We start from the raw sequence: 26587 nt of genomic DNA, 5'->3' as shown, positions 1-26587 counted from the left end.
TATCCGACGGCAAGAAGGGTCTTATCGCGGGCGGGGCCGGCCGTCACCGGTCGGCCGGGCGTCACATCAGCCCGAGCAGGCGTGGCAGGGCGAGCGCCAGCGCGGGAAAGAGCGCGACGAGCGCGATGCGCATGAGGTCGACGCCGATGAAGGGAAGGATGCCGGCGATGATGGTGCCGAGCCTGAGGCCCGGCGTCACGCCCTGGATGACGAAAAGGTTCATGCCGATCGGCGGGGTGATGAGGCCGATCTCGGCCACCATGACGACGAGGACGCCGAACCAGACCGGATCGTAGCCGAGGCCGGTGACGAGCTGATAGGCGGGCACCACGGTCAGGAGCACCATGGAAAGGGAATCCATGAAGCAGCCGAGCGCCACGTAGAAGACGACGATCAGGAAGATGACGGCGAGCGGCGGCAGGGACGAGGCCTCGATCATCGCCGTGATCTCGCCCGTCACCCGCGTCAGCTCGATGAAGTAGTTGAAGAGGCTCGCGCCGATCAGGATGAGGAAGACCATGCCCGTCATGCCGGCCGTTTCGGCGATGCCGGAAACGAGCGCCTTGCGCGTCAGCCGGCCGCGCGCCGCGGTGATGAGGAGCGCGCCCGCCGCGCCGACGGAGGCCGCCTCGGTCGGCGAGAAGACGCGCCCGTAAAGCCCGCCGATGACGACGAAGATCAGGAGGGCGGCGTCCCATATGCGGGCGAAGGCGGCCAGCCTTTCGCGCCGTCCGATTGGAGGCGAGGGCGGGGCGAGATCCGGCTTCAGCCGCACCTGCAGCGCGATCGCGCCCATGTATAGAAGGGTGGCGATGAGGCCGGGCACCAGCGCGGCGGCAAAGAGCGCGCCGATCGATTGGCCGGTCAGGATGGCGTAGAGGACGATGAGGATCGAGGGCGGAATGAGGACGCCGAGCGTGCCGCCCGCGGCGATGGAGGCCGCCGAGAGGCTGTCGGCATAGCCGCGCGCACGCATCTCCGGCATGGCCGCCCGCCCGATGGTTGCCGCCGTCGCCAGCGAGGAGCCGCAGATCGCCCCGAAGGCCGCCGAGGCGCCCACCGTCGCCATGGCGATGCCGCCGCGGAAATGGCCGAGCGCGGCCGAAACGGCGGCATAGAGATTGTGCGAAAGGCCCGAGACGGAGGCGAAGACGCCCATGAAGATGAAAAGCGGCACGATCTCCATGCCGGGCGTGGCGACGGCCTCGAAGGGCAGGTTGGCAAGGATGTAGCTCGCCTGGCTCCAGCCGCCGAGGAGAAGCGCGCCGGCGGCGCCGACGAGGGCCATGGCGATGCCGATCGGCACGCGCAGCGCGCCGAGGAGAAGGACGGCGGCAAAGCCGGCAAGGGCCGCCGGGCCACCCTGCATCAGGAGCTTTCCGCCGGCCGCGCCCGCGCCGGCAGGGCCCCCGTGACGGCGAGGCTGAGATTGGCGAGGGCGGAGAGGGCAAGGCCCCAGAGGAAGATCGCCCAGGGGACGATCATCGGGATGGCGAGATTGAGCGTGGTATCGCCATAGGCGAAGGCCTGGCGGGCGCTGCCCGCGCCGAGCCAGAAAAGGAAGGCGAGAAGCGCCGCGCCGAGGAGGGCGGCGAGGACGGCGAGCCCCGCCCGCACACGGCGCGGCAGCCGGTCGGCGAGAAGCTCCACGCTGACATGGTGGCCGTGGAGGAAGGCGTAAGGGATCGTCCAGGAGGCGGCGGCGACGAGGCAGAGGGAGGTGACGTCGACGATGTCGATGAAGGCGCCGCCGACGATCCGCCGCCAAAGGATGTCGGCGCAGGTGAGGGCCACCGCGACGGCGAGCCCGGCGATGCCGAGAAAGGCGAAGCCGTCGATCACCGCCGCGAGGGCGCGCCCCGCTAGGCTCGTTTCGGCGCGGCCGCGCGCGGGGAGGGGCATCGGCATCGGGTCCGGGGCCTTTTCGGGCTCAGGCAGCGGCGTATTTCGCAACGAGCTCGCGCGCCGTCTCGTAAAGGGCCTGCGGGTCCTTGACGCCCTCCTTCTTCAGGCCTTCGAGATAGGCCGCGATCATCGGGGCGAGTTCCTCGCGCCAGGCCTGGCGGGTTGCCTCGTCGACGGCGATGATCTCGTGGCCGCGCGCCAGAGCGTCCGCCTTGCCGGCGGCGTCCCATTTGTCCCACCAGGACGGCACCTCCTCGATCAGCGCCTCGCCGGAGGTCTCCTCGATGGCATCCCGCACAGCCTTCGGCAGGGCGGCGAAGCGCTCCTCGCTCATGACGATCTGGAAGGCGGCGACATAGGCGCCGGCCTCGGTGTGGTAGTTCAGGATCTCGTTCGCCTTCACCGCCGCAACGAGGTCCCAGGTGGTGGCGAGCCCGTCGAGGGCGCGCTTTTCAAGGCTCTCGTAGATCTGCACCGGCGGCATGCCGATGGGGCTGGCGCCGAGATAGTCGAGCATCGCCGAGACGGCGGGGCCGGGTGAGCGCATGCGCATGCCCTTGAGGTCGGAGAGCTCCTTCACCGGCTTGCCGACGGTGTGGAAGAGCCCGCCATTATGGGTCATCAGCAGGAGCACCTTCAGCCCGTCGTATTCGCCGCCGAGCCGGCCGGTGCGGTAGAGCTCCCAGAGCGCCCGGGTGCCGGCCTCCGCGCGCTCCACCATGAAGGGGAGCTCCATCACCGAGGTATGGGGGAAGCGGCCGCGCGGAATGCCGGCGATGCCGTAGCCGATATCGACGATCCCGGCCCGCACCTGGTCGATCTGGCGCTCGGCCCTGCCGAAGGCGCTGTTGACGGCGAAGATCTCGTAATCGGCCTCGCCGCCGGATTTTTCCCGGATGCGCTCCAGCCACGGGATGAGGGCATCGGTCTGCAGGCCGTGGGTCGGGGCGACGAAGTGGCTGACGGTGAGCTTGACCGGCGCGGCGCGCGCGACCATCGGCATGGCGAGCGCGCCGGCAAGGGCGGCCGTGCCGGCAAGGAAGCGGCGGCGCGTCGTGGCGAGCTTCATGGCATGATCCCTTTCCCCCCGACCCCTCACGCCCGGGGCCATCGCTGCGGTCCGGCATATCGCGAAGCCGCGGGCGGGTCGAGGGGCGAGGGTTTCTCGCGGCCTGCCGCCGCGCTATGTCCGCCCTGCCTTTTGCGAGGCGAATACGATCCGCAAGGAGGAGCCTGAAGATGAGCGAGCCCTACCAGCCGGCGACGGCGCGCTACGACGAGATGACCTACAATCGCTGCGGGCGGAGCGGGCTCCTCCTGCCGGCCCTGTCGCTCGGGCTCTGGCACAATTTCGGCGAGGATGCGCGCGAGGACAATGCGCGCGACATCTGCCGCACGGCCTTCGATGCCGGGATCACGCATTTCGACCTTGCCAACAATTACGGCCCGCCGCCGGGCGCCGCCGAGACTTTTTTCGGGCGGATGCTGAAGGGCGACTTTTCCGGCTACCGGGACGAGCTCGTCATCTCCACGAAGGCCGGCTACCGGATGTGGCCCGGCCCCTACGGCGAATGGGGAAGCCGCAAATATCTCCTCTCCAGCCTCGACCAGAGCCTGAAACGGCTGGGGATCGACTATGTCGACATCTTCTATTCCCACCGGGTCGACCCCAACACGCCGCTCGAGGAGACGATGGGGGCGCTCGCCTCGGCAGTGAAGCAGGGCAAGGCGCTTTACGCCGGCATCTCCTCCTACAATTCCGACCGCACCCGCCAGGCGGCGGCGATGCTGAAGGAAATGGGCACGCCCTGCCTCATCCACCAGCCGAGCTATTCGCTCCTCAACCGCTGGATCGAGGAGGACTGCCTGCTCGATACGCTGGAAGGGGAGGGGATCGGCACCATCGTCTTCTCGCCGCTCGCCCAGGGCATGCTGACCGGCAAGTATCTCGGCGGGGTGCCGGAAGAGAGCCGCGCCGCGCAGGGCAAGTCGCTGCGCGAGGGCTTCCTCAGCGAGGACAACCTTGCCCGCATCCGCGCCCTCAACACCGTCGCCGAGGCCCGCGGCCAGAGCCTTGCGCAGATGGCGATCTCCTGGGTGCTGCGCGATCCGCGCGTGACGACGGCGCTGATCGGCGCGAGCCGGCCGGCGCAGGTCGCCGAACTGGTGAAGGCGCTCGGAAGGCGCGACTTCTCGGCCGAAGAGCTCGCCGTGATCGACCGCCACGCCGTCGATGGCGGCGTCAATCTGTGGGCGCGCTCGTCCGAATCGTAAGGGATCGGAGGTCTGTCAGCCGGCGGGGCGCTCGGCCGGCGCGCCGAGCCATTTGTCGTAGTCGGAGACGAGCAGGTGCAGCGGCGCCTCGTCCTCCTCGATCGTCGAAAAGCGGCTGACGGAATCGCGAAAGATGTTGTCGGTGCGGTCGTCGTTGACGGTGGAGACCTCGCCGACGAGCGCCGGCCCGCCCTCGGCCCAGAAGGCGTGCCAGACGCCGGGCACGAGCGTCACGCTCTCGCCGGGGGAGAGGCGCAGATGCGCGCCGGCGGGAAGGGTGCGCTTCACCCCGTCCGTCGGCACGGTGACGTCGGCGTTTTCGTCGATGGAGCCGTCCTCCTTCGAGGCGAAGAGCTCCAGCACGAGCTCGCCGCCGCCGCGGTTGATGATGTCCTCCGCCTTGATGACGTGGCGATGCATCGGCGAGAGCTGTCTGTCGCGCGAGATCATGATCTTTTCCGCGTAGAGCATGCCGCGGCCGCGGCCGAGATCTTCCTGGTTGCCGTTGCGGACCGTGAAGAGGAAGAGGCCGAGCTCGTCGAACCTGCCGGCGCCGTAATCGGTGATGTCCCAGCCGAGATTGGCGGAGACGATGCCGTCGATCTCGGCGCGGCGCGCCTGCATCTCATCAGGGCTCCAATAGGCGAAGGGCGGCAGGAGGAAGCCGAAGGAGCGGATGAAGGCGTCGGCCTGACGGATGATTTCGTTGATCTCGGAGCGTTTCATGGCTCTTTCCTGGGTGCTTGGATGTTTGGGTGCTTGCCGGGGCTGGAAGGCGATGGGCGGTCCTATCGGGGCGAAGCGGCGCTCTCGCCCGGGCATGACCGGCGTCGGCGAAATTCCGGCTGCGAGAGCGAGTTGAGGTCGGCGGCGGGCGCGCCCTGCATGCGGGCGAGCAGCAGGCGTGTCAGCTCCGAGCCGGCGAAGACGAGGTCCTCGCAGAAGGAATCGATCGGCGGGGAGATGTTGTCGAGGAGGTCGGAGGTCTCCTTGGCGATGACGTCGGCATCGCGGCCGACGGTGAAGCCGGCATCCTGCAGGCCGGCGATGAGGGCGATGGAGCGCGTCTCGCTGGCGCAGACGAAGCCGTCGAAGCCCGCCGGGGGGCCGGCCGTGCGGCGGGCGGCCGCGCGAAAGGCCCGCGCCGGTGAATCGAGGTCGATCCCCTCCAGCGTCGCATGCGCCACGCCGGCCTTGCCGGCCGCTTCGGCGAAGGCGCCGAGCATGTATTCGCCATAGGTGAACTCGCCGCGCGGCGCGATGAGGGCGAGGCGCTTGCGGCCGCATGCGACGAGCCGCTCCACGGCAAGGCGCGCGAAGGCGCCGTTGTCGAAATCGTGGAAGGGATGGGCGTTGCCGAAATGCGTCCGCCCATGCGTGACGAAGGGAAAATCGCGGGAAAGCAGGAGCTTCACGCGCGGGTCCTGCGGCCGGGTATGGGTGAAGATGACGCCGTCGGCCGCCGCCGTGTCGGCGATGTAGCGGATCGGCTCCAGCGGATCGGCGCCGTCGAACTGGGGAAAGACGACGAGGTGGTAGGAGGTGCCCTCCAGCGCCCTGGAGATGCCGAAGATCATCCGCCGGGCAAATTCGGCGATGGCGTCGCTCTGGTCGAGAACGAGGGCGATGACGAGCGTCTTGCCGGTCCTCAGGCGCAGCGCGGCCCGGTCCGGCCGGTAGCCGATCTCGGCGGCGAGAGTCCGCACCCGCGCCTTGGTCTCCGCGCTCAGTTCCGGCGCGTCCTTGAGGGCGCGCGAGACGGTGGTGACGCCGAGGCCGGTGAGGTCGGCGAGGGTGCGCAAAGTCGGGCGCGCGAGCCTTTTCTCCCCCCTCGCACCGGACTTCGCATCGGGCATGTGCGGGGGGATTTCGTTTCCGCCCTCCTCGTGCCGCGACATTGGACATGCCTCCCGTTTAAGCGCCGCATCCGACAAGCTTTTTTTGCCGGTGCGCGCTCTTTCGTCGTTTGACTCGCGACGATCTGTAACGTTACAGATTGCGCACCGCCACGGTCTTCGCAAGAGGCCAACGCAATGACGGTGGATGAACACGGGAGGTTTTCATTCTTATGGGCAAAAGGATTCTTTCGGCGTTTGCAGGCCTTGCGGCCGGTGCGGCGCTGTTCGCAGGCGGCGCTCACGCCGAAGAGAGCGTCGAAGTGCTGCATTGGTGGACGGCGGGCGGCGAAGCCGCGGCGCTCAACGTCCTCAAGGACCAGCTGGAAGAGCAGGGCGTCACCTGGCAGGACATGCCGGTCGCCGGTGGCTCGGGCGTCCAGGCGATGACGGTGCTGCGCTCGCGCGTCACCTCCGGCAATGCGCCGACGGCCGTGCAGATGCTCGGCTACGACATCCAGGATTGGGCGAACGAGGGCGTTCTGGCCGATCTTTCCGATCTCGCCGCCAAGGAAAAGTGGGACGACGTCGTCCCGAAGGCGCTGCAGCGCTTCGCCAAGAACTCGGACGGCCAGTGGATCGCCGCGCCGGTCAACGTCCATTCGACCAACTGGATGTGGGCCAACAAGAAAATCTTCGACGAAGTCGGCGTCGAGGGCGAGGTCAAGGACTGGGACGAGCTGATCGCCGTCCTCGATAAGATCAAGGAAGCCGGCTACACCCCGATCGCCTATGGCGGCCAGCCCTGGCAGGACGCGACCGTCTTCGAGGCGGTGGTGCTTTCGACCGGCGGACCGGAATTCTACAAGAAGGCCCTCAACGATTTCGACCCGGAAGCCCTCGGCTCCGACACGATGAAGACGGCCTTCGACCGCATGTCGAAGCTGCACGAATACGTCGATCCGAACTTCTCCGGCCGCGACTGGAACCTCGCCACGGCGATGGTGATCAACGGCAAGGCCGCCGTGCAGTTCATGGGCGACTGGGCCAAGGGCGAGTTCCTGCGCGCCGACCTCAAGCCGGGCGAGGACTTCGTCTGCCAGCGCTTCCCGGGCACGCAGGGCACGGTGCTGTTCAATTCCGACCAGTTCGTCATGTTCCAGGTCGGCGAGGACAAGCGCGACGCCCAGATCAAGCTCGCCTCGGCCGTGATGTCGCCGACCTTCCAGATCGCCTTCAACAAGGTGAAGGGCTCCGTTCCGGCCCGCACGGACGTGCCGGGCGACGAACTCGACGCCTGCGGCCAGAAGGGGATGAAGGAGCTCGCGGCGGCCAACGAGAGCAACCAGCTCTTCGGCTCGCTGGCGCATGGCTACGGCGCCCCCTCGGCGGTGAAGAACGCCGTCTTCGACGTCGTCACCGCCCACTTCAACGGCGAATACACCTCCGATGAGGCCGTGAAGGCGCTCGTGGAGGCCGTTTCCGCCGCCCAGTAGGGTTTTCGCACAGCTTCGTCCCGGCTAGGCTCCGCGCCAGGCCGGGGCGAAGATCCCGCCGAGGAAACGTCCCGAGACGGCAACACAATTGACCGCCACCAGCAACGTCACCACAGAGCCCGTGCTGCGCCGTTCATCCGGCGCCACCGCCTTGCGGCGTGGCCTGCAGGACTGGCTGCCGCGCATCGTGCTCGCGCCGAGCTTCGCGGTCATCATCCTCTTCGTCTACGGCTTCATCGTCTTCACGGCATATCTGTCGATGACGAGCTCGACGCTCCTGCCGCGCTTCGACTTCATCGGCCTTGAAAACTACGTCAAGCTGTTCAAGCTGCCGAACTGGTGGATCGCGCTGAAGAATCTGGCGATCTTCGGCTCGCTCTACATCGGCATCTGCTGCGCCCTCGGCCTCTTCCTCGCCATCCTGCTCGACCAGAAGATCCGCGGCGAGGGGATCCTGCGGCCGATCTATCTCTATCCGATGGCGCTTTCCTTCATCGTCACCGGCACGGCCTGGAAGTGGTTCCTCGATCCCGGCATCGGCCTCGACCAGACGATGCACGCGCTCGGCTGGGCGAGCTTCCATTTCGACTGGATCAAGAACCGCGACATGGCGATCTACACGGTCGTCATCGCCGCCGTTTGGCAATCCTCCGGCTTCGTCATGGCGATGTTCCTCGCCGGGCTCAGGGGCATCGACACGGAGATCATGCGGGCTGCCGCCATCGACGGGGCGGGACCCTGGCAGCTCTACCGGCGCATCATCATCCCGATGCTGAGGCCGGCCTTCCTTTCCGCCTTCGTCGTTCTCGCCCATATGGCGATCAAGTCCTACGACCTCGTCATTGCGCTCACCAATGGCGGGCCGGGGCGGGCCACCGAAGTGCCGGCGACCTTCATGTATTCCTACACCTTCACGCGCAGCCAGATGGCGATCGGCGCGGCCTCGGCGGTGATCATGCTGATGATGGTCGCCTCCATCATCGTGCCGTATCTCTACAGCGAGCTTTCGGCGGAGCGGCAGCAATGAGCGCGGGCGGCGAAGGCGTCAGGCTCGGCGCGGGCTCGCCCTTCTGGCGGGCGGTCCTCTACGCCGTGCTTCTCGTCTTTGCGGTCTACTATCTGCTGCCGCTCGTGATCATGCTGCTGAACTCGGTGAAGCCGCTCAGCGAGATCCGCGGCGGCAACCTTCTCGCCCTGCCGAAGGTGTGGACCTTCGAGCCCTGGCACTCGGCATGGAGCACGGCGCAGGTCGGCGTGCAGGCGACGGGCCTGAAACCCTATTTCATCAACTCGTTCCTGATGGTCTTCCCGGCCGTGGCGATCTCCGCCGCCCTCGGGGCGATCAACGGCTACATCCTGACGAAATGGCGCTTCAAGGGCGATTCCATCGTCTTCGGGATGATGCTGTTTTCCTGCTTCATCCCCTTCCAGATCGTCCTCATCCCGATGGCGAAGGTGCTCGGCACGATCGGCCTCGCCGGCACCGTCTCCGGCCTCGTCATGGTGCATGTCGTCTACGGCATCGGCTTCACGACCCTGTTCTTCCGCAATTATTACGCGGCCTTCCCGACGGAGCTCATCCGCTCCGCCCAGGTCGACGGGGCGGGCTTCTTCCGCATCTTCTGGCGCATCCTCCTGCCGAGCTCGGGGCCGATCATCGTCGTCTCGATCATCTGGCAGTTCACCAACATCTGGAACGACTTTCTGTTCGGCGCCTCCTTCGCCGACTTCGATTCCCAGCCGATGACGGTGGCGCTCAACAACCTCGTCCAGTCCTCGACGGGGGTGAAGGAGTACAACGTGCATTTCGCCGGTGCGGTGCTGGCGGCGCTGCCGACGCTCGTCGTCTACATCGTCTCGGGACGCTATTTCGTGCGTGGCCTGATGGCCGGCGCCGTGAAGGGTTGAACATGGGTTTTCTGGAGATTTCGGGCCTTACCAAGAGCTTCGGCCAGACGGAGGTCCTGAAGGGCATCGACCTTGACGTAGAGGAGGGCGACTTCCTCGTCCTCGTCGGCCCCTCCGGCTGCGGCAAGTCCACCCTGCTCAACGTCATCGCCGGGCTGGAAAACCCGACGGCGGGCGAGATCCGCATCGCCGGGGAGCGCGTCAACGAGCTCAGGCCCTCGGAACGCGACATCGCCATGGTGTTCCAGTCCTACGCGCTCTATCCGAGCATGTCGGTGGCGCAAAATCTCGGCTTCGGGCTGGAAATGCGCGGCGTGCCCAAGGCCGAGCGCGAGACGGCGATCCAGGAAGTCGCCGAGATGCTGCAGATTTCCCAGCTTCTGAAACGGCGGCCCGGCCAGCTTTCCGGCGGCCAGCGCCAGCGCGTCGCGATGGGGCGGGCGCTGGTGCGCAAACCCCAGGTCTTCCTCTTCGACGAGCCGCTCTCCAACCTCGACGCCAAGCTGCGCGTCGACATGCGCATGGAGATCAAGCGCCTGCATGCCAGCCTCGGCACCACCATCGTCTACGTCACCCACGACCAGATCGAGGCGATGACGCTGGCAAGCCGCATCGCGCTCCTGAAAGATGGCATCCTGCAGCAGTTCGGCTCGCCGGAAGACATCTACGACAATCCCGCCAACCTCTTCGTCGCCGACTTCATGGGCTCGCCGGCGATGAACCTCGTGCCGGCGGAGGTGGTGGAAAAGGAGGGCGAGATCGGCGTGGCGCTGAAGCAGCGCGCCAACGGCGCCCTCTTCCTTCCGGCCGAGACGCGTGCGGCGGGGCCCCTCAAGGACTGGCTCGGCCGGACCGTCACCTTCGGCATCCGCCCGGAGGCCGTGACCGATCCGGACGCGGCCGACCACAAGGCGGGGCGGCTGGTGGAGGCCGAATGCAGGGCCGACCTCGTCGAGCCGACGGGCGCCGACACCTACATCGTCACCCATCTCGGCGGGAAGGAATTCACCGCGCGCCTTAGGGCCAACAGCCGCGTCAAGGAAGACGGGGCGGTGACGCTCGCCTTCAACATGGGCCGCTCGGTGTTCTTCGATCCGAAAGAGGGCACGCGGATCGCCTGATCGGCGAGGTTTTGCCGAAGCCCTGAAAGCCCGGTTCTACCGCCCGTAATAGAGCGAGACGGTGTGCTTTGCCTCGGCGAAGAAGAGCCAGCGCTCGGTCAAAATGCCCGGCACTTGGACGAGGGCGGCGAGGCAGGCCGCGGCGACGGCGAAGGTGCCGCCGGTGACGGCGGAAAGCAGCGTCAGGGCGAGCGGGACCGCGAAGGCTGCGGCATGGACGAAGAGGCGGAGCTTTTCGGCGTGCTTGCGCGCCACCCGGTAGCCCATCTCCTTCATCAGATAGTTCTCTTCCGTATGCGGCCATTCCACGGAGCGCACGGTGCCCTTGAGGCCCGTGGCGGAGGCGGCGCTCGTCGGCATCGCCAGCTGGTCGTTGTGGCGCCAGGCGGCGTTCTTGAAGATCCAGCCGGCGAAGACCAGCAGCGGGGCTAGGAAGGCGACCGGGCTGTGGTCGGCGCCCGCCAGCAGCACGAGGGCGTTGAGCAGCGTCGCGCCGGTCATCAGCGCATAGAGGATGTAGCCCGGCACCGTGTAGGGGCTCGACCATTGCGGGATCGGCTTCAGCGAGGCGTAGATCATGCCGGTGGTGACGAGGGTGACGAGCGCGCCGATGGCGGCGAGGATGCCCGCCCCGCCGACGATGGCGTTGTCGCTCCCGAGGATCACCCAGCCGATGCCGAGAATCGCGGCCGGTACATAGGTCGCCGTCGCCGCCACCGCCTCGCGCGACAGCCAGGAGGTCTTCCACTGGCTGAAGGCGCGCGGCGCGCGCTCCGGCCTGCCGAGATGGAAGACGGAGGAGAAGAGGCCTCCGGTGACGAGGGCCAGCGCGATGGCGAGGGCGAAGAAGCCGAAGAGCCGGTCCTCGGGCACGGCGCCGAAGGCGAAGAAGATGCCGGTCAGCGCCAGCAGGCCGTAGCCTGCGCCGGTGGCGGTGGTGAAGAAGATGACGGAAAAGGCGGGATGCATCGTTCTTCCGTTCAGCGGGAAAGGACGCCGTCGAGCCAGCCGAGGAAGCCGCCCTGCGGATCGGCGCTTTCCAGGGCGGGGGCGGTGACGGCGGGGCCGGTGCGCTCGCGGTCGCGGGGCGGCAGGTACTTGTTGACCGGGCGGTAGCCCATCTCCGGCATCAGATCGACGCCGCCGCGCTCGGCGACGAGGCGGGAGACGGGCGAATCGGGGTCGGCAAGGTCGCCATAATGGCGCGCGCCCGCCGGGCAGGCGGCGACGCAGGCCGGAACGCGGTCGCGCTCGGGCAGGTTCTCGTTGTAGATGCGGTCGATGCACAGCGTGCACTTCTTCATCACGCCGACATCCATATCCATCTCGCGCGCGCCATAGGGGCAGGCCCAGGAGCAGAGCTTGCAGCCGATGCACTTGTCCTCGTCGACGAGGACGATGCCGTCGGAGGAGCGCTTGTAGGAGGCGCCGGTCGGGCAGACCGTGACGCAGGCCGGCTCGTCGCAATGCAGGCAGGAGCGCGGGAAATGCACGGTGCGGTCATGGCCGCAGCCGTTCGCCGCTTCCTGCTCGTAGGTGTGGACGCGGTTGAACCAGACGCCGTCGGCGCCGCCTTCATAGGGGTTGTAGTCGGTCAGCGGGGCCATGTGGCCGCCGGTGTTCCATTCCTTGCAGCTCGTCACGCAGGCCTGGCAGCCGACGCAGGTGTCGAGGTCGATGACGAGGCCGAGGCTCTTCTCGGTCGAAGTCGGCAGCTGGGTCATTTCGCGGTCTCCCGCCAGCGGCGGAACTGCGCCCCGAAGGAAAGCTTTTTCGGGGCGGGGGGAATGCCCGGCGGCGTCTCCAGGAGCGGATAGCGCGGCTCGGTGCGCGGCAGCGCGGCCGGGTCGCACTTCTTGATGCGCACCCTGAGGTCGAACCAGGCAGCCTGGCCCGTCACCGGGTCGGAATTGGAATGGGTGTCGTCGCCGGGCAGGAACTCGCTGATGGCGTGGTTGAGGAGGAAGCCCTTCTCGCTCTCGCCGGCGCCGTCCTTCAGCATCCAGGCGCCGCGGCGCTTGCCGATGGCGTTCCAGGTCCAGACCGTGTCCGGGTTCACCCCGTCGACGAGGCGGATCTGGCCCTTCACCCGGCCGTGGTGGCTTTCGATCCACACCCAGTCGTCATCGACGAGGCCGAGGCCGGCGGCCGTCTTCCTGTGCACGAAGAGGCGGTTCTGGCTGGTGATCTGGCGCAGCCACGCATTCTGCGATCCCCAGGAATGGTACATGTGCATCGGCCGCTGGGTGAGCGCCGACAGCGGGAAGGCCTCGCCGTCGACGGCCGCCTGCTCGAAGGGCCGGTACCAGATCGGCAGCGGATCGAAGGCGGCGATGAGGCGCGGTCGCTCCTCCTGCGGCGGCAGGATGTCGCCATGGCCCTCGGCGGCGAGGCGGAAGCGCTGCAGCGGCTCCGAATAGAGCTGGAAGACGATCTGATCGGCCTTCGGCAAAAAGCCCATATGGACGGCGAAATCGAGATAGGAGCGGTTCGCCATCTTGTAGTAGCGCGCATCCTCCGGCAGCTCGTGCTGCCAGAAGCCGCCATTGTCGATGTAGCGCTTCAGCTGGTCCGGATTGGAGGCGCCGCGGCCGAAGGTGTCGCCGTCCTCGCCGCGCCAGCCGGCGAGCGGGCCAATGCCGGGCGTCCTCTCGTGGTTGACGATGTAGTCGGCGTAATCGGCGTATTTGGCGCCGCCGTCCTCGTTCACCATGCCCGGCAGGCCGAGCCGGGCGCCGAGGTCGAGAAGCACCGTCTGGAAGGGACGCACGTCGCGGTCGGGCTGCACCACCGGATGGCGGATCGCGTCGGCCGGGCCGTCGGCATGGCTGATCGGACGGTCGAGCAGGCTGATGCAGTCGTGCCGCTCCAGATAGGTGGTGTCCGGCAGGACGAGGTCGGCATAGGCGACCGTCTCGGAATAATAGGCGTCCGAGTAGATGATGAAGGGGATCTTGTAGTCGCCCTTCTCGTCCCTGTCGGTGAGCATGGCGATGGTGCCCGTCGTGTTCATCGACGAGTTCCAGGCCATGTTGGCCATGTACATGAAGAGCGTGTCGATCGGGTAGGGATCGCCGCGCCAGGCGTTGGCGATCACCATGTGCATGAGGCCGTGGGCGGCGACGGGCGCCTGCCAGGAATAGGCCTTGTCGATGCGGATGGGGCCGCCATTCTCATCGACCAGCAGGTCTTCGGGGCCTTCCACGAACCCGAGCGGGGCGCCGGAAAGCGGCGTGTTCGGCTTGCCGCCGTCCTTGCCTGCCGGCTTCAGCCCGGGCGGGCAGGGCTTGGGATAGGGCGCCTTGAAGCGGAAGCCGCCCGGCACTTCCACCGTGCCGAGGAGCACCTGCAGGAGGTGGATCGAGCGGCAGGTGTGGAAGCCGTTGGAATGGGCCGAGATGCCGCGCATGGCGTGCATGGCGACCGGGCGGCCCTTCATCGTCTCGTGGCGGCGGCCGGCCCAGTCCGTCCAGGCGATCGGCAGTTCGATCGCTTCCTCGAAGGCGACATGGGCGAGCTCGGCGGCGATCCGGCGGATCGTCTCGGCCGGCACGCCGCAGCGCTCGGCGACGGCCTCCGGCGCGTATTCGGGAGAGGAATAGCGCTCGGCGATCAGCTGGAAGACCGGCACACAGCGCTTGCCGCCGACCGTGACGGCGCCGGCAAGCGCGGGCTCGAGCTCGGCGCCGAGCGCATCGACGGCCGCGCCCTTCTTCTTGTCCCAGGCAAGGATCTTTCCATCCGCGTCGCGGGCGAAGAGGCCGTGATCGGCGCCGCCGAGATTGTCGATCACCAGGCAATGGGCGTTGGTGTAGCGCACGAGGTATTCCAGATCGACGCGGCCGGCGCGGATCAGCTCGTGGACGAGGGCGAGGACGAAGAGGCCGTCCGTGCCCGGGCGGATGCCCACCCATTCGTCGGCAATGGCATTGTAGCCGGTGCGGCAGGGATTGACGGCGAGAACCTTGGCGCCGCGCTCCTTCAGCTTCTTCAGGCCGATCTTGATCGGATTGGAATCGTGGTCCTCGGCGACGCCGAAAAGGACGAAGTACTTGGCGTTATCCCAGTCCGGCTCGCCGAACTCCCAGAAGGAGCCGCCGACCGTATAAAGACCCGCCGCCGCCATGTTGACGGAGCAGAAGCCGCCATGGGCGGCGAAATTGGGGGTGCCGAACTGCTGCGCCCACCAGCCGGTGAGGGACTGCGACTGGTCGCGGCCGGTGAAGAAGGCGAGCTTCTTCGGATCGGTGGAGCGAATGCGCGACAGGCGGTCGGTGGCGATCTGGAGCGCCTCCTCCCATTCGATCTCGCGAAACTCTCCGGCGCCGCGCTCGCCGACCCGCAGCAGCGGCTTCCTCAGCCGCGCCGGGGAAAGGTGCTGCATGATGCCGGCCGAGCCCTTGGCGCAGAGCACACCCTTGTTGACCGGGTGGTCGCGGTTGCCCTGGATGTAGCGGACCTCGCCACCGACCAGATGCACGTCGATGCCGCAGCGGCAGGCGCACATGTAGCAGGTCGAGTGCTTGACCTCTTCGGAGACGCGCGGCGAGGTGTCGACGCCGTCGGCTTCCGCCGGAGCGTTCGAGACGCGAAGAGGCCGCTGCGAGGGAGCGGAGTTCGCTCCGTTCGTAGGGTGTTTCGACATGTCTTAGGAGGCGCCGTCCTGGCCGGGACCGTTGTCGGGGCCGGATTTCGGCCCGGAGCCGCGCATGTAATGCCTCTCCGGCCGGTAGCGGTCGCGGCGCATGCGCAGGAGCAGGCCCTCGACGGGCCCGAACACGCTGTTCAGGATCCGGGTGATCACGCTTTCACGCGCGTGACCGGAAGTCATCTGCATTGGTCCAACCCCTTGGAATGGTTCAAATATGGAATAACGCTTCCAATCAATCCAACGAATTGTTCTTGTGATTTTCATTAATACGATCGATCATTCGGCGCATGACCCTTGATCAGCTGCGCATCTTCGTGGCCGTCGCGGAGCGGAGGCACGTCACGCGGGCCGCCGCGGCGCTGGGCATGACGCAGTCGGCCGCCTCCGCCGCCATCGCCGCCCTGGAGAAACGCTACGGGGCGAAGCTTTTCGACCGGGTGGGGCGTGGCATCGAGCTGACGGAGACCGGCCGGCGCTTCCTGCCGGAGGCCCGGCGCGTCCTGGAGCGGGTCAATACCGCCCAGGGTGTGCTCGAGGACATCGCCGATCCCGCCCGGGGCACTGTCTCCATCGCCGCCAGCCAGACGATCGCCAATTACTGGCTGCCGCGCCGGCTGACGGCCTATCATGCCGCCTTTCCGGGCGTGCGCCTCGATGTGGTGATCGGCAATACGCGCCAGGTGGAGAACGCCGTCGCCGAGGGGCGCGCCGATCTCGGCCTGGTCGAAGGCCCGATCCAGCATGCCGAGCTCACGCGCCGGCAGGTCGACAGCGACCGGCTGGTGCTCGTCGTCGGCGCCGATCAGCCGCTGCCGCCGGAGACGGGCCCCGGACGCATCGACCTGCGCGCCCTTTCCTGGGTGGTGCGCGAGGTGGGCTCGGGCACGCGCGCCGTGCTGGAAGATCTTGCCCGCAGCGACGGCCTGTCGCTCGACGAACTGCGCATCTTCCTGACGCTGCCGGGCAACGAGGCGGTGCGCGAGGCGGTGGAGGCCGGCGCCGGGGCGACGATCATCTCCGAGCATGTGGTTCAGGCGGCGATCGCGGCGGGGCGGCTGCAATCGGTGCCGATCGATCTGCCTCCGCGGGACTTCGCGCTGCTGCGCCATCCCGACCGCTATACCGGCACAGCGACGCGCACCCTGATCGGATACCTCACCAGCCTGTCGAACTGAACGCGCGTATCCCTTGCCGGTGCGCGCGGCGGAGCTATTTCAATCGAGCCGGAATCGTTTCGCGCGCGTTAACCCTGCGCTCCAAATCTCCGGCGCGCGCAAGCCAGAGGGCAGCTTCCCTCCCCATTTACGCAGTCGTTGTGACGAAGATAGGAACCCCAACAGATGACAGGTCCCGAACACGCCGGGGGGCCGGCAGAGGCGGGCGAAGAAGAGAAGAAAAGCCATGCGTCGATGGAGCTTATCCATCGCACGATTATTGTCCTGGAGGCGCTGGCAGCCGCTGAGGGGCCCCTGAGCCTCACCGAGCTCAGCCGGCGGGTCGGGCTCCACAAGAGCACCGCCCTCAGGTTGCTGCGAAGCCTCGGCGAAGAGGGCTACGCGTCTTTCGACCGGGAGAAACGCACCTGGCAGGCGGCCGAAGGAATGGCCCGGCTGCAGGCCGGCGGGGCCGGTTCGCAGGACGACAACGACGGCGAGGACATGCCGTCCATCACCTGCAAGGCGGCCTGAGGCGCTTCAGCCGCATTTCTTCCAGGCGATATTCCGTGCTCGCCCGTCATCGCGATGCCATCTAAGCCGCCTATGCGGCGGCACAGCGAAAGGGCGAGCATGGGCATCAACGCTTTCTCCGCACCGGGCCGATTCTGGCGCGGCAATCTGCATACGCATTCGAGCCGTTCCGATGGCGCGCTCGCACCTGACGAGGTCTGCGCGCGCTACCGCGATGCCGGCTACGACTTCCTCTGCCTGTCGGACCATTTCCTTTCCCGCTACGGCTTTCCCGTCACCGATACGCGCGATTTCCGCACCAACCGCTTCACCACCATCCTCGGCGCGGAGCTGCACGCCATGGCCAACAGCCAGGGCGAGCTCTGGCACATCCTCGCCGCCGGCCTGCCGGAAGACTTCGCCGAGACCGGCGAGACGGAGAGCGGCGTCGATCTTGCCGCCCGCGCCCGGGCGGCGGGCGCCTTCGTCGGCATCGCCCATCCGCAATGGTCGGGCCTCAGCGAAGAGGACGGGCGGGCGATGGCGCCGCACGCCCATGCGGTGGAGATCTTCAACTACACCTGCGATATCGAATGCGCGCGGCCCGACGGGGCGGTGATGCTCGACCAGCTCCTCAACGAGGGCTACCGGCTCGGCGGCTATGCGGCGGACGACGCGCATTTCAACTTTCCCGACGCTTTCGGTGCCTGGACCATGGTGAAGGCGCCGGAGAACCAGCCGGAGGCGCTGGTCGATGCGCTGAAGGCGGGGCTCTATTATTCGAGCCAGGGGCCGCTCATCCACGATTTCGCCATCGACGGCGAGGAGGTGGTGGTGGAATGCTCGCAGGCGGAGAACGTCGCCGTGCTCGGCCGCGGCACGCGCGCCCGCAACCAGCGCGGCGAGGGTCTTGCAAGCGTCCGTTTGCCGTTCGAGCCTTTCAGGGACGACTGGCTGCGCGTCGTCGTCACCGATGCGGCGGGGCGGATGGCCTGGACGAACCCGGTCTGGGCCGGCAGCTGAGGCTGGCCTTGCGCTGGCTGCCTCAACCGGGCTCGCCGTAGCCCTGCGGATTGCGGCTCTGCCAGCGCCAGTGGTCGCGGCACATGGCGTCGAGGTCGAAATCGGCGCGCCAGTCGAGCAGTTTTTCGGCAAGCTCTGAGTTGGCATAGCAGGCGGCGACGTCGCCCGGCCGGCGCGCGACCACCTCATAAGGGATCGGGCGATTGGTCGCCCGCCGCCAGGCATGCACGGCCTCAAGCACGCTGACGCCGTTGCCGGTGCCGAGATTGATCGGCATGTGGGCCCCGCCGGCGATGGTGCCCTGCAAGAGGGCCTGGGTGGCGCGGACATGGGCGCGGGCGAGATCGACCACATGGATGTAGTCGCGCACGCCCGTGCCGTCGGGCGTGGCGTAGTCGTTGCCGAAGACGGAAAGCTTCTCGCGCCGGCCGACCGCGACCTGGGCGATGAAGGGAAAGAGGTTGTTCGGGATGTCGTTCGGATCCTCGCCGATCAGGGCGCTGTCATGGGCGCCGACCGGGTTGAAGTAGCGAAGGCTGATCGCCTGCCAGGCCGGATCGGAGGCGACGAGGTCGCTCAGGACCTCCTCGATCATCAGCTTGGTGCGGCCATAGGGATTGGTCGCGCCGGTGGCGAAATCCTCCGTGATCGGCACCGTCACCGGATCGCCGTAGACGGTGGCGGAGGAGGAAAAGACCATGCGCTTCGCCCCGTGCCGGTCCATCGCCTGGAAGAGGCCGACGGCACCGCCGACATTGACGTCGTAATAGAGGAGGGGCTTTGCCACCGATTCCCCGACCGCCTTCAGGCCGGCGAGATGGATGACGACATCGATGGGATAGGCGCGGAAGACCTCGTCGAGGAAGGCGCCGTCACGCACGTCGCCGACGAGGAGGGGCACGTCGCGGCCGGCGATGCCGGTGACGCGCCGCGTGGCTTCCGGATTGGAATTGGCAAGATTGTCGATGACGACGGGATAAAAGCCCGCCGCGGCAAGCTCGACCACGACGTGGCTGCCGATATAGCCGTTGCCGCCAGCAACGAGGACTGTGGCGGTCATTTCCGTCTCCGTCGATATCCCTGTCCGGCAAATAGCTAGCAGCAACACTTTAGCAGAGAGTTGCGTCAGCAGAGAGTTACGTCGGCCGCGCCGTCACGACAGCGGGATGCGCACGCCCCCCTCGCCGGCGAAGAAGTGGAGCTTGTCGTGCGGGGCGAGGGCCACGAGCTCGGTGCCGTGCTCGGCGCGGTGATAGCCCGGCACGCGCACGGCGATGTCGGCGCCGCCATCGGCAAGGCGGCCATGCACGTAGCTTTCCGCGCCGACCGCCTCCACGGTGGTGACCGCGAAGGCGAAGCGCACGCCATCGGCCTGCGGCTCCGTTCCGGCAAGGCGCATGTCCTCGGGACGCACTCCGAGGACGGAAGCGGGCGTGAGGCCGGCCGGCGCCGCGCCATTGGCGAAGCCCTTGATGGCGCCGCCCTCGCCGGCGCTCGCCAGCGGAATGAGGTTCATCGCCGGCGAGCCGATGAAGGAGGCGACGAAGAGGCTTGCGGGCCGCTCGTAGACCTCCATCGGCGAGCCGACCTGTTCGATCACGCCCCCGTTGAGGACGACGATGCGGTCGGCGAGCGTCATGGCTTCGAGCTGGTCGTGGGTGACGTAGAGGCTGGTCGTGCCGAGCGCGCGCTGCAGGCGGCGGATTTCGGCCCGCATCTGCACCCGGAGCTTGGCGTCGAGATTGGAGAGCGGCTCGTCGAAGAGGAAGGCCGCGGGCTCGCGCACGATGGCGCGGCCCATGGCGACGCGCTGGCGCTGGCCGCCGGAGAGTTGGCGCGGCTTGCGATCGAGGAGGGAGGCGATGTCGAGGATGCCGGCCGCCTTCTTAACGCGCCTTGCGATCTCGTCCCTCGGCGTGCCGCGGTTCTTCAGCCCGTAGGCGAGGTTCTGGCGCACGCTCATATGCGGATAGAGGGCGTAGTTCTGGAAGACCATGGCGATGTCGCGCTCGGCCGGCTCCAGCCGGTTCACCACCCGCCCGCCGATGGAGACGGTGCCGGAGGTGATCGTCTCCAGCCCCGCGACCATGCGCAGGAGCGTCGACTTCCCGCAGCCGGAGGGGCCGACGAGGACGAGGAACTCGCCGTCGGCGATGTCGAGCGAGACGCCCTTCACCGCCTCCACGTCGCCGCCATAGGTCTTGCGGACATCCTTGAGGAGGACCTCAGCCATCTCACTTCTCCGTTTCAACGAGGCCGCGCACGAAGAGCCGCTGCATGGCGACGACCACGACGACGGGCGGCAGCATGGCGAGGATGGCGGTCGCCATGACGAGGTGCCATTGCGGGCGCGCATCGGCGACGTCGACCATGCGCTTGATGCCCATGACGATGGTGTAATAGCCGGGGTCCGTGGTGATCAGCAGCGGCCAGATGTACTGGTTCCAGCCGTAGATGAAGAGGATGACGAAGAGCGCGGCGATGTTGGTGCGCGACAGCGGCAGGAGGATGTCGCGGAAGAACTTCATCGGCCCGGCTCCGTCGACACGGGCCGCCTCCATCAATTCGTCCGGCACGGTGAGGAAGAACTGGCGGAAGAGGAAGGTCGCCGTCGCCGAGGCGATGAGCGGAACCGCCAGCCCCGCATAGGAATTCAGCATGCCGAGATCGGCGACCACCTTGAAGGTCGGCACGATCCTGACCTCCACCGGCAGCATCAGCGTGATGAAGATCGCCCAGAAGGCCAGCATGCGGAAGGGGAAGCGGAAATAGACGATGGCAAAGGCGGAGGGGACGGAGATGGCGATCTTGCCGATGGAGATCATCAGCGCCATCGCGAGCGAGTTCCACAGCATCAGCCCGATCGGCGGCGCCCCGGAGGTGGAGACGCCCGAGGCGATGAGCGCGCCGTAGTTCTTCACCAGATCCGGCCCCGGCAGGAGCGGCACCGGCGCCGCCATGAAGGCGGCGGGGCCGTGGGTGGAGGCGACGAAGGCGAGCCAGACGGGGAAGACGACGAGGACGAGGCCGCCGATCAGGACGAGATGGGCGGCGAGCGTCAGGAGCGGGCGGTTCTCGACCATCGTCAGTATTCCACCCGCCGCTCGATGTAGCGGAACTGGATCACCGTCAGGGCGATGACGATGGCCATCAGGACGACCGACTGGGCGGCCGAGGAGCCGAGATTGAGGCCGAGGAAGCCGTCGACATAGACCTTGTAGACGAGGATGTTGGTCGACTGCGCCGGGTTGCCCTCGGTGGTGGCGTGGATCACCGGGAAGGTGTCGAACATGGCGTAGACCGTGTTCACCACCATCAGGAAGAAGGTCGTCGGCGACAGCAGCGGGAAGGTGATCGAAAAGAAGCGCTTCACCGGCCCGGCGCCGTCGATGGCGGCCGCCTCGCCGAGCGCGCGCGGGATCGCCTGCAGGCCCGCGACGAAGAAGAGGAAGTTGTAGGAGATCTGCTTCCAGGTGGAGGCGGCGACGACGAGGATCATCGCATCGGTCGGCGACAAAAGGTGGTTCCAGTCGTAGCCGAGGCCCTCCAGCACGTAGGGAATGACGCCCAGGGTCGGGTTGAACATGAACCACCACAGGACGCCCGCCACCGCCGGGGCGACGGCGTAGGGCCAGACAAGAAGCGTCGTGTAGAGCCGGCTGCTGGCGATCATCCGGTCGACGGCGAGGGCGAAGAGAAGCCCGAGCGCCACCGACAGGAGCGTGACGGAGGCGGCGAAGACGACCGTCACCTTCAGCGAATTGAGATAGTTCGGGTCGTGGAAGAGGCGGGTGTAGTTCTCCAGCCAGACGAAGCTCGTCTTCAGCCCGAAGGCGTCCTCGCGCAAAAAGGACTGGCGCACCGCCTGCGCCGCCGGCCAGAGGAAGAAGACCAGCGTCACCGCCAGCTGCGGGGCGAGCAGCCAGTAGGGCAGCACGCGGCTTGCGAAGATGGCGCGCTTGGTCTGCATCGGCGGGGCCGGGCGAAAGGAGCCCGCGCGGGGGCGCGGGCTCGGCTCGGTTCGTGATGGCGCCTAGCTGTTGGCGGCCTGGAACTCGCGGATCAGCTCGTTGCCGCGCTGGTCGAGGGACTGGAGAGCCTCCCTTGCCGTCTTCTGGCCGGAAAGAAGCGCCTGGAACTCCTCGTCGATGATGTTGCGGATCTGCACGTAATTGCCGAAGCGCAGGCCCTTGGAGTTCGCCGTCGGCGGGTTGAGCGTGATCTGCTTGATGCCGACATCGGTGCCCGGGTTCTTGGCGTAATAGCCCTGCTCCTTGCCGAGCTCGTAGGCAGCCTCGGTGATCGGCAGGTAGCCGGAGAACTGGTGCCAGTCGGCCTGCACCTCGGGCGAGGAGAGGTAGGAGAAGAACTCGGCCACGCCCTTGTACTCGGCCTCCTCACGGCCCTTGAGCACCCAGAGCGTGGCGCCGCCGATGATGGAGTTCTGCGGCGCGCCGTCGACGTCGGCGTAGTAGGGCAGCATGCCGAAGCCGACCTCGAAGCCCTTGGCGTTGGCCATGACGCCGGCGCGCGAGGCGGAGGAGTTCATGTAGATGGCGCATTCCTGCGAATAGAACTTCGGCGCCGCGTCGTTGCCGCCGACCGGGCCGCCATATTCGAAGACGCCGGAATCCTGCCACTTCTTCAGGTTCTCCCAGTGGCGCTCCTGCACCGGGCCGTCGAAGGTGAGCTCGGTGTCGAGGCCGCCGAAGCCGTTCTCCAGCGTGCCGATCGACTGGTTGTGCCAGGCGGAGAGGTTTTCAAGCTGCACCCAGGAGATCCAGCCGGTGGTGAAGCCGCATTTGGCCGCGCCGGAATCGATGATCTTCTTGGAGAATTCCTCCACGTCGCTCCAGGTCTCCGGCGCCTTCTCCGGATCGAGGCCGGCTTTTTCGAAGACGTCCTTGTTGTAATAGAGGATGGGGGTCGACGAATTGAACGGCATCGACAGCATGTTGCCGTCAGTGTCGGTGTAGTAGCCGACGACGGCCGGCAGGAAGGCCTTCTGGTCGAAATCGGCGCCCGCATCCTTCATCAGCTGGTAGACCGGATAGACGGCGCCCCTGGCGGCCATCATCGTGCCGGTGCCGACCTCGAAGACCTGGACGATGGCCGGCTGCTCGCCCGCGCGGAAGGCGGTGATGGCGGCGGTCATGGTCTCCGGATAGGTGCCCTTGTAGACCGGCACCACCTTGTATTCGTCCTGCGAGGCGTTGTAGCCGGCGACGATCTCCTCAAGCTTTGCGCCGAGTTCGCCGCCCATGGCGTGCCACCACTGGATCTCGGTCGCGGCGAAGGCCGCCGAGGAAAGAAGCGTGGCGGCCGCCATCGTCGCCGCTCCGCCGATCCAATTGACGATTGTGGACATGAGCACCTCATCCTTCTGCCTTCGGGACGCTCCTTCGGCGCCCCCCCTCCGGCGTCTGCTAGAGGCGGTATCCAACGGATCGGTGACGGGTGGGTGAAGCTTCGGTGACGCCCCTTTCGGCCGCGGCCAAAGCGGGAGAAGGCAAGCCGGCTACCGTTTCGCGGCCGGCTTCTCCGGCTCGATGAAGAGCTCGATCCGGTCGGCGGCGAAGGTGGTCTCCGAAAAGTGCACGGGCACGCCCTCGCCGTCCTCGTTGAGGGCGTCGGCGGCGAGCACGCTCGCGCCGCGCGGCAACAGGAGCCGCTCCATCTCCGCTGGCTCGGCCGGGCGCGCGCGCACCTTGGTCCAGCGGCGGAAATAGTCGGAGACGCCGTGGCGGGCGAGGGCGGCGGTGATGGAGCCCGTCTCCGCATAGGCGGCGACGAGGGCGGGAAAGCGCTCGGCCGAGAACCAGCTGACGGAGGTGGAGATCGGCACGCCGTCGGCGACCGAAAGCGTCTCCAGCCGCACGAGAGACGCCTTGCCGGCGAGGGAAAGATGCTCGGCAATCCAGGCCGGCGCGGGCTCGATGCGGCTGGCGACGAGCTGGCCACCCGGGGCGCGGGTCTGGCGCGAGACGATCTCGGAAAAGCGGGTGCGCCGGCCGATCGGATAGGAGAGCCGCTCGGCGGTGACGAAGGTGCCGCGTCCCTGGTCGGAGCGCACCAGCCCTTCATCGGCGAGCACGGCGAGGGCGCGGCGGAGCGTGTGGCGGTTGACGCCGAAACGTTGCGCCAGCGCCGCTTCGGAGGGAAGCGGCATGTCGGCGCTCCAGGTTCCCCCGATCACCTCGGCGCGCAGGACGTCGGCGATCTGGCGCCAAAGCGAAATCCCGCCGCGGCGGCTCACCCGCTTTTCGGAAGAGGCGGGAGAAAGACCGGGGGAAAGGCGCGTGCCTGTCATCGTGGCGTCAACATCCAGGGGTTATTGTGTACTTGTCTATATCACTATACAAATGAGACGGAAAGCGACCGGGCGGACAGGCACAGGTGGACCAGACGACGCAGACATTCGGGCAGGGGGCATTCGGGCAGGAGGCAACCGAGGCTAGGCAGGCGGAGGCCAGGCAGGCGGCGCTCCGCGTCCTGGCGCGCGCCGAGGCCGACGAGCTTGCCACGGGGCTCGAATCGATCGCCGACCGCCCCGAGATGGAAACGCTGCGGGCGCCCGAATTCGGCCTCGTCATGGCACGCGGGCGGATCGGCGGTTCCGGAGCGCCCTTCAATCTCGGCGAGGTGACGGTGACGCGCGCGGCGCTGCGCCTTCCCACCGGCGAGGTCGGGCAGGGCCATGTCCTCGGGCGCGACCGCCGGCGCGCCGTTCTCGTCGCCACGCTCGACGCGCTCTGGCAGAGCCGGCCGTACAGGCCGGCGGTGGAGCGGATCGTCGAAAAAATCCGCGCGCGCCTCGATGCGGGCGAGGCCAGGAAACGCACTGAGACGGCGGCCACGAAGGTCAACTTCTTCACCATGGTGCGCGGGGAGGACACATGAAGGCGGACGCCCTCAGCGGTGGCTTCTTCGACCCGGTTTTCGGCGCGCAGGCCGTTTTCCGGGCGCTTCTCCGTGCCCTGTCGCGGCCGGGCGAGATCGAAAATCTCCCCGGTCTGGTCCGGCCGCCGACACCCCTCAATCCGGCGGCGGCGGCCGTCATCGCATGCCTCGCCGACGCCGACACACCGATCTTCCTCGACAGGCCGCTGGCGGAGAGCGAGGCGGTGCGCGACTGGATCGGCTTTCACATCGGCGCGCCGATCGTCTCGCTGGCGGGGCGCGCCACCTTCGCCGTCATCTCGGACCCCGAAAAGATGCCGCCGCTCGCCGATTTCTGGCTCGGCACGGAAGAATATCCGGACCGCTCCACCACCCTCGTCCTGCAGGTGACGGGGTTCGAGGGAAGCCGGACGCTGACGCTGCAGGGCCCCGGCATCGCCGAGACCTCCGCGCTGGCGCCCGATCCGCTGCCGGCGCGGCTGATCGGCCAGCTTGAGGAGAACCGGCGCATCTTCCCGCGCGGCGTCGACATCGTCTTCGCCAGCCGGCACGCCATCGCCGGCCTGCCGCGCTCGACCCGCATCCTGAACGGGGCGGCCTGATGTATGTGGCCGTCAAGGGCGGCGAGGCCGCCATCGCCAATGCGCACCGGCTGCTGGCCGAACGCCGCCGGGGCGACCCCGCGGTGCCGGCGCTCACCGTCGACCAGATTCTTCAGCAGCTTTCGCTCGCCGTCGACCGGGTGATGGGCGAGGGCTCGCTCTACGACCGGCGGCTCGCCGCGCTCGCCATCAAGCAGGCGCGGGGCGACCTCGTCGAAGCGATCTTCCTGGTGCGCGCCTACCGCACGACGCTGCCGCGCTTCGGGGCGAGCCTTCCCGTCGATACCGGCAAGATGGCGGTGGAGCGGCGCATCTCGGCGACGTTCAAGGACCTGCCGGGCGGCCAGGTGCTCGGGCCGACCTTCGACTACACGCACCGGCTTCTCGATCCGGACCTTGAAGGCGAGGCGGAGCCGGAGCCGGCCGCCACCGCAGAAGATCCCGGCGAAGGCGCCATGGCGCGCGTCACCGACCTTCTCGGCGAGGCCGGCCTCATCGAGCCGGACCCGGAAAGCGACGGCGAGCCGGGCGACCTGACGCGCGAGCCGCTCTCCTTTCCGGCGCCGCGCGAGGTTCGCCTGCAGGCGCTTGCCCGGGGCGACGAGGGATTTCTGCTCGCCCTCGGCTATTCCACCCAGCGCGGCTTTGCCCGCTCGCATCCCTTCGCCGCCGAGATCCGCATGGGCGAGGTCGAGGTTGAAATCGAGGTGCCGGGGATGGATTTTTCCGTGCCGCTCGGCCGCCTCAAGGTGACCGAGTGCCAGATGGTCAACCAGTTCAGGGGCTCGGCCGCCGCCCCGCCGCAATTCACCCGCGGCTATGGCCTCGTCTTCGGCCATGCGGAACGCAAGGCGATGGCGATGGCGCTGTGCGACCGGGCGCTTCGGGCGCGCGAGCTCGGCGAGGACGAGACGGCCCCGGCGCAGGACGGCGAATTCGTCATCTCGCATTGCGACAACGTGCAGGCGACGGGTTTCGTGGAGCATCTGAAGCTGCCGCATTACGTCGACTTCCAGGCCGAGCTGGAGCTGATCCGGCGCCTCAGGGCCGAGTTCGAGGACCGCGAGGGCGGGCAAGAGCGGGAGGCGGCGGAATGAGCGCGCTGCCCGATATCCGCTCTCGAGCGGCCGCTCGCTGCGTCCCCCTCCCCCTTGTGGGGAGGGGACAGGGGTGGGGGCCCGTAGAGTGGTTTGGAGCCCTTGCGG

26 protein-coding genes are annotated in these 26587 nt (G+C 67.7%); 11 read left to right on the top strand and 15 right to left on the bottom strand.

The annotated features are described in order from the left end of the window. Window positions 1–61: 61 nt before the first annotated feature. Genes CLD20_RS02080 through CLD20_RS02070 form a run of 3 tightly spaced genes read right to left on the bottom strand, consistent with a single transcriptional unit; the run spans window position 62 to window position 2974 of the window. Window positions 62–1369, bottom strand: a complete 1308-nt coding sequence (locus tag CLD20_RS02080; protein ID WP_224404930.1) for a TRAP transporter large permease — start codon at window positions 1367–1369, stop codon at window positions 62–64. Beyond that, complete coding sequence (locus CLD20_RS02075; RefSeq protein ID WP_224404929.1) at window positions 1369–1902, bottom strand: TRAP transporter small permease; 534 nt, start codon at window positions 1900–1902, stop codon at window positions 1369–1371. The genes CLD20_RS02080 and CLD20_RS02075 overlap by 1 nt, the downstream gene beginning before the upstream one ends. 28 nt (window positions 1903–1930) lie before the next feature. Further along, window positions 1931–2974 (bottom strand): TRAP transporter substrate-binding protein, encoded by a 1044-nt coding sequence (locus CLD20_RS02070; protein ID WP_224404928.1) that lies wholly within the window; start codon window positions 2972–2974, stop codon window positions 1931–1933. A gap of 170 nt (window positions 2975–3144) precedes the next feature. Here CLD20_RS02070 and mgrA point away from each other — a divergent pair, with 170 nt between their 5' ends. After that, window positions 3145–4179, top strand: a complete 1035-nt coding sequence (mgrA, locus tag CLD20_RS02065) for an L-glyceraldehyde 3-phosphate reductase (protein WP_224404927.1) — start codon at window positions 3145–3147, stop codon at window positions 4177–4179. A gap of 15 nt (window positions 4180–4194) precedes the next feature. Here mgrA and CLD20_RS02060 read toward each other — a convergent pair whose 3' ends face one another. Further along, window positions 4195–4905, bottom strand: coding sequence for a D-lyxose/D-mannose family sugar isomerase (locus CLD20_RS02060; RefSeq protein WP_224404926.1), 711 nt, complete (start codon window positions 4903–4905; stop codon window positions 4195–4197). A gap of 62 nt (window positions 4906–4967) precedes the next feature. Further along, a complete protein-coding gene (locus CLD20_RS02055; protein WP_224404925.1) occupies window positions 4968–6035 on the bottom strand; it encodes a LacI family transcriptional regulator in 1068 nt (355 codons plus the stop codon). A gap of 212 nt (window positions 6036–6247) precedes the next feature. Between CLD20_RS02055 and CLD20_RS02050 the strand changes: the two genes are divergently transcribed. From CLD20_RS02050 to CLD20_RS02035, 4 genes are all read left to right on the top strand, one after another. Continuing rightward, window positions 6248–7510, top strand: a complete 1263-nt coding sequence (locus tag CLD20_RS02050; protein WP_224404924.1) for an ABC transporter substrate-binding protein — start codon at window positions 6248–6250, stop codon at window positions 7508–7510. Window positions 7511–7631: 121 nt separating this feature from the next. After that, the gene (locus CLD20_RS02045) at window positions 7632–8537 is read left to right on the top strand and encodes a carbohydrate ABC transporter permease (RefSeq protein WP_224405050.1); all 906 of its coding nucleotides are present in this window, start codon (window positions 7632–7634) and stop codon (window positions 8535–8537) included. After that, window positions 8534–9418, top strand: a complete 885-nt coding sequence (locus tag CLD20_RS02040) for a carbohydrate ABC transporter permease (protein WP_224404923.1) — start codon at window positions 8534–8536, stop codon at window positions 9416–9418. Before CLD20_RS02045 ends, CLD20_RS02040 begins: the two co-directional genes overlap by 4 nt. Window positions 9419–9420: 2 nt before the next feature. Next, window positions 9421–10539 carry an ABC transporter ATP-binding protein gene (locus CLD20_RS02035; RefSeq protein ID WP_224404922.1) on the top strand — a complete coding sequence of 373 codons (1119 nt, stop codon included), beginning with the start codon at window positions 9421–9423 and terminating at the stop codon, window positions 10537–10539. Window positions 10540–10575: 36 nt separating this feature from the next. On the opposite strand, the gene CLD20_RS02030 is transcribed toward CLD20_RS02035, so the two are convergent. Genes CLD20_RS02030 through CLD20_RS02015 form a run of 4 tightly spaced genes read right to left on the bottom strand, consistent with a single transcriptional unit; the run spans window position 10576 to window position 15376 of the window. Then, window positions 10576–11508 carry a DmsC/YnfH family molybdoenzyme membrane anchor subunit gene (locus CLD20_RS02030; RefSeq protein ID WP_224404921.1) on the bottom strand — a complete coding sequence of 311 codons (933 nt, stop codon included), beginning with the start codon at window positions 11506–11508 and terminating at the stop codon, window positions 10576–10578. Window positions 11509–11519: 11 nt separating this feature from the next. Further along, complete coding sequence (locus tag CLD20_RS02025) at window positions 11520–12263, bottom strand: 4Fe-4S dicluster domain-containing protein (RefSeq protein ID WP_224404920.1); 744 nt, start codon at window positions 12261–12263, stop codon at window positions 11520–11522. Then, window positions 12260–15184, bottom strand: a complete 2925-nt coding sequence (locus tag CLD20_RS02020) for a molybdopterin oxidoreductase family protein (protein ID WP_224404919.1) — start codon at window positions 15182–15184, stop codon at window positions 12260–12262. Before CLD20_RS02020 ends, CLD20_RS02025 begins: the two co-directional genes overlap by 4 nt. Before the next feature lie 3 nt (window positions 15185–15187). Beyond that, window positions 15188–15376, bottom strand: coding sequence for a hypothetical protein (locus CLD20_RS02015; RefSeq protein ID WP_224404918.1), 189 nt, complete (start codon window positions 15374–15376; stop codon window positions 15188–15190). A gap of 101 nt (window positions 15377–15477) precedes the next feature. On the opposite strand from CLD20_RS02015, the gene CLD20_RS02010 reads away from it, so the two are divergent. The 3 genes from CLD20_RS02010 to CLD20_RS02000 all read left to right on the top strand — a co-directional run bounded on the left by CLD20_RS02010 (window position 15478) and on the right by CLD20_RS02000 (window position 17880). Next, window positions 15478–16365 (top strand): LysR family transcriptional regulator, encoded by an 888-nt coding sequence (locus CLD20_RS02010; protein ID WP_224404917.1) that lies wholly within the window; start codon window positions 15478–15480, stop codon window positions 16363–16365. Window positions 16366–16530: 165 nt separating this feature from the next. Next, window positions 16531–16878, top strand: a complete 348-nt coding sequence (locus CLD20_RS02005) for a helix-turn-helix domain-containing protein (protein WP_224404916.1) — start codon at window positions 16531–16533, stop codon at window positions 16876–16878. A 99-nt stretch (window positions 16879–16977) separates the two neighbouring features. Beyond that, window positions 16978–17880 carry a CehA/McbA family metallohydrolase gene (locus CLD20_RS02000; protein ID WP_224404915.1) on the top strand — a complete coding sequence of 301 codons (903 nt, stop codon included), beginning with the start codon at window positions 16978–16980 and terminating at the stop codon, window positions 17878–17880. 22 nt (window positions 17881–17902) lie between these two features. On the opposite strand, the gene galE is transcribed toward CLD20_RS02000, so the two are convergent. The 6 genes from galE to phnF form a co-directional block, all read right to left on the bottom strand. Beyond that, complete coding sequence (gene galE, locus CLD20_RS01995; RefSeq protein WP_224404914.1) at window positions 17903–18940, bottom strand: UDP-glucose 4-epimerase GalE; 1038 nt, start codon at window positions 18938–18940, stop codon at window positions 17903–17905. A 93-nt stretch (window positions 18941–19033) separates the two neighbouring features. Further along, window positions 19034–20113 carry a sn-glycerol-3-phosphate import ATP-binding protein UgpC gene (locus CLD20_RS01990; RefSeq protein WP_224404913.1) on the bottom strand — a complete coding sequence of 360 codons (1080 nt, stop codon included), beginning with the start codon at window positions 20111–20113 and terminating at the stop codon, window positions 19034–19036. 1 nt (window position 20114) lies between these two features. Next, window positions 20115–20963, bottom strand: coding sequence for a sn-glycerol-3-phosphate ABC transporter permease UgpE (gene ugpE, locus CLD20_RS01985; RefSeq protein ID WP_224404912.1), 849 nt, complete (start codon window positions 20961–20963; stop codon window positions 20115–20117). 2 nt (window positions 20964–20965) lie between these two features. Next, complete coding sequence (gene ugpA, locus CLD20_RS01980) at window positions 20966–21850, bottom strand: sn-glycerol-3-phosphate ABC transporter permease UgpA (RefSeq protein ID WP_224404911.1); 885 nt, start codon at window positions 21848–21850, stop codon at window positions 20966–20968. A 63-nt stretch (window positions 21851–21913) separates the two neighbouring features. After that, the gene (gene ugpB / locus CLD20_RS01975) at window positions 21914–23248 is read right to left on the bottom strand and encodes a sn-glycerol-3-phosphate ABC transporter substrate-binding protein UgpB (RefSeq protein WP_224404910.1); all 1335 of its coding nucleotides are present in this window, start codon (window positions 23246–23248) and stop codon (window positions 21914–21916) included. A gap of 150 nt (window positions 23249–23398) precedes the next feature. Beyond that, window positions 23399–24190 carry a phosphonate metabolism transcriptional regulator PhnF gene (phnF, locus tag CLD20_RS01970; RefSeq protein ID WP_224404909.1) on the bottom strand — a complete coding sequence of 264 codons (792 nt, stop codon included), beginning with the start codon at window positions 24188–24190 and terminating at the stop codon, window positions 23399–23401. A gap of 86 nt (window positions 24191–24276) precedes the next feature. On the opposite strand from phnF, the gene phnG reads away from it, so the two are divergent. Genes phnG through CLD20_RS01955 form a run of 3 tightly spaced genes read left to right on the top strand, consistent with a single transcriptional unit; the run spans window position 24277 to window position 26479 of the window. Next, window positions 24277–24780: a phosphonate C-P lyase system protein PhnG gene (phnG, locus tag CLD20_RS01965; protein ID WP_224404908.1), complete on the top strand. Its 504-nt coding sequence runs from the start codon at window positions 24277–24279 to the stop codon at window positions 24778–24780. After that, window positions 24777–25382 carry a phosphonate C-P lyase system protein PhnH gene (gene phnH / locus CLD20_RS01960; RefSeq protein ID WP_224404907.1) on the top strand — a complete coding sequence of 202 codons (606 nt, stop codon included), beginning with the start codon at window positions 24777–24779 and terminating at the stop codon, window positions 25380–25382. Before phnG ends, phnH begins: the two co-directional genes overlap by 4 nt. Continuing rightward, the gene (locus CLD20_RS01955; RefSeq protein ID WP_224404906.1) at window positions 25382–26479 is read left to right on the top strand and encodes a carbon-phosphorus lyase complex subunit PhnI; all 1098 of its coding nucleotides are present in this window, start codon (window positions 25382–25384) and stop codon (window positions 26477–26479) included. The genes phnH and CLD20_RS01955 overlap by 1 nt, the downstream gene beginning before the upstream one ends. The last annotated feature ends 108 nt before the right edge of the window (window positions 26480–26587 follow it).

The sequence above is a fragment of the Afifella sp. IM 167 genome, from assembly GCF_020144925.1.
Taxonomy (GTDB): Bacteria; Pseudomonadota; Alphaproteobacteria; order Rhizobiales; family Afifellaceae; genus Afifella.
Note: the sequence above shows the minus strand (reverse complement) of the source record. Positions and strands in the feature narration are given on the sequence as shown.

Excerpts from the sequence above, each read along its gene's own strand:
- CLD20_RS02035 (WP_224404922.1), top strand. The coding sequence starts at position 9,421 with ATGGGTTTTCTGGAGATTTCGGGCCTTACCAAGAGCTTCGGCCAGACG.
- CLD20_RS02050 (WP_224404924.1), top strand. The coding sequence starts at position 6,248 with ATGGGCAAAAGGATTCTTTCGGCGTTTGCAGGCCTTGCGGCCGGTGCG.
- CLD20_RS02055 (WP_224404925.1), bottom strand. The coding sequence starts at position 6,035 with ATGCCCGATGCGAAGTCCGGTGCGAGGGGGGAGAAAAGGCTCGCGCGC.
- ugpA (WP_224404911.1), bottom strand. The coding sequence starts at position 21,850 with ATGCAGACCAAGCGCGCCATCTTCGCAAGCCGCGTGCTGCCCTACTGG.
- CLD20_RS02025 (WP_224404920.1), bottom strand. The coding sequence starts at position 12,263 with ATGACCCAGCTGCCGACTTCGACCGAGAAGAGCCTCGGCCTCGTCATC.
- CLD20_RS02020 (WP_224404919.1), bottom strand. The coding sequence starts at position 15,184 with ATGTCGAAACACCCTACGAACGGAGCGAACTCCGCTCCCTCGCAGCGG.
- CLD20_RS01955 (WP_224404906.1), top strand. The coding sequence starts at position 25,382 with ATGTATGTGGCCGTCAAGGGCGGCGAGGCCGCCATCGCCAATGCGCAC.
- phnF (WP_224404909.1), bottom strand. The coding sequence starts at position 24,190 with ATGACAGGCACGCGCCTTTCCCCCGGTCTTTCTCCCGCCTCTTCCGAA.
- CLD20_RS02080 (WP_224404930.1), bottom strand. The coding sequence starts at position 1,369 with ATGCAGGGTGGCCCGGCGGCCCTTGCCGGCTTTGCCGCCGTCCTTCTC.
- CLD20_RS02000 (WP_224404915.1), top strand. The coding sequence starts at position 16,978 with ATGGGCATCAACGCTTTCTCCGCACCGGGCCGATTCTGGCGCGGCAAT.
- CLD20_RS02010 (WP_224404917.1), top strand. The coding sequence starts at position 15,478 with ATGACCCTTGATCAGCTGCGCATCTTCGTGGCCGTCGCGGAGCGGAGG.
- mgrA (WP_224404927.1), top strand. The coding sequence starts at position 3,145 with ATGAGCGAGCCCTACCAGCCGGCGACGGCGCGCTACGACGAGATGACC.
- galE (WP_224404914.1), bottom strand. The coding sequence starts at position 18,940 with ATGACCGCCACAGTCCTCGTTGCTGGCGGCAACGGCTATATCGGCAGC.
- CLD20_RS02070 (WP_224404928.1), bottom strand. The coding sequence starts at position 2,974 with ATGAAGCTCGCCACGACGCGCCGCCGCTTCCTTGCCGGCACGGCCGCC.
- CLD20_RS02030 (WP_224404921.1), bottom strand. The coding sequence starts at position 11,508 with ATGCATCCCGCCTTTTCCGTCATCTTCTTCACCACCGCCACCGGCGCA.
- CLD20_RS02075 (WP_224404929.1), bottom strand. The coding sequence starts at position 1,902 with ATGCCCCTCCCCGCGCGCGGCCGCGCCGAAACGAGCCTAGCGGGGCGC.
- CLD20_RS02005 (WP_224404916.1), top strand. The coding sequence starts at position 16,531 with ATGACAGGTCCCGAACACGCCGGGGGGCCGGCAGAGGCGGGCGAAGAA.
- ugpE (WP_224404912.1), bottom strand. The coding sequence starts at position 20,963 with ATGGTCGAGAACCGCCCGCTCCTGACGCTCGCCGCCCATCTCGTCCTG.
- ugpB (WP_224404910.1), bottom strand. The coding sequence starts at position 23,248 with ATGTCCACAATCGTCAATTGGATCGGCGGAGCGGCGACGATGGCGGCC.
- CLD20_RS02040 (WP_224404923.1), top strand. The coding sequence starts at position 8,534 with ATGAGCGCGGGCGGCGAAGGCGTCAGGCTCGGCGCGGGCTCGCCCTTC.
- CLD20_RS02060 (WP_224404926.1), bottom strand. The coding sequence starts at position 4,905 with ATGAAACGCTCCGAGATCAACGAAATCATCCGTCAGGCCGACGCCTTC.
- phnH (WP_224404907.1), top strand. The coding sequence starts at position 24,777 with ATGAAGGCGGACGCCCTCAGCGGTGGCTTCTTCGACCCGGTTTTCGGC.
- CLD20_RS02015 (WP_224404918.1), bottom strand. The coding sequence starts at position 15,376 with ATGCAGATGACTTCCGGTCACGCGCGTGAAAGCGTGATCACCCGGATC.
- CLD20_RS01990 (WP_224404913.1), bottom strand. The coding sequence starts at position 20,113 with ATGGCTGAGGTCCTCCTCAAGGATGTCCGCAAGACCTATGGCGGCGAC.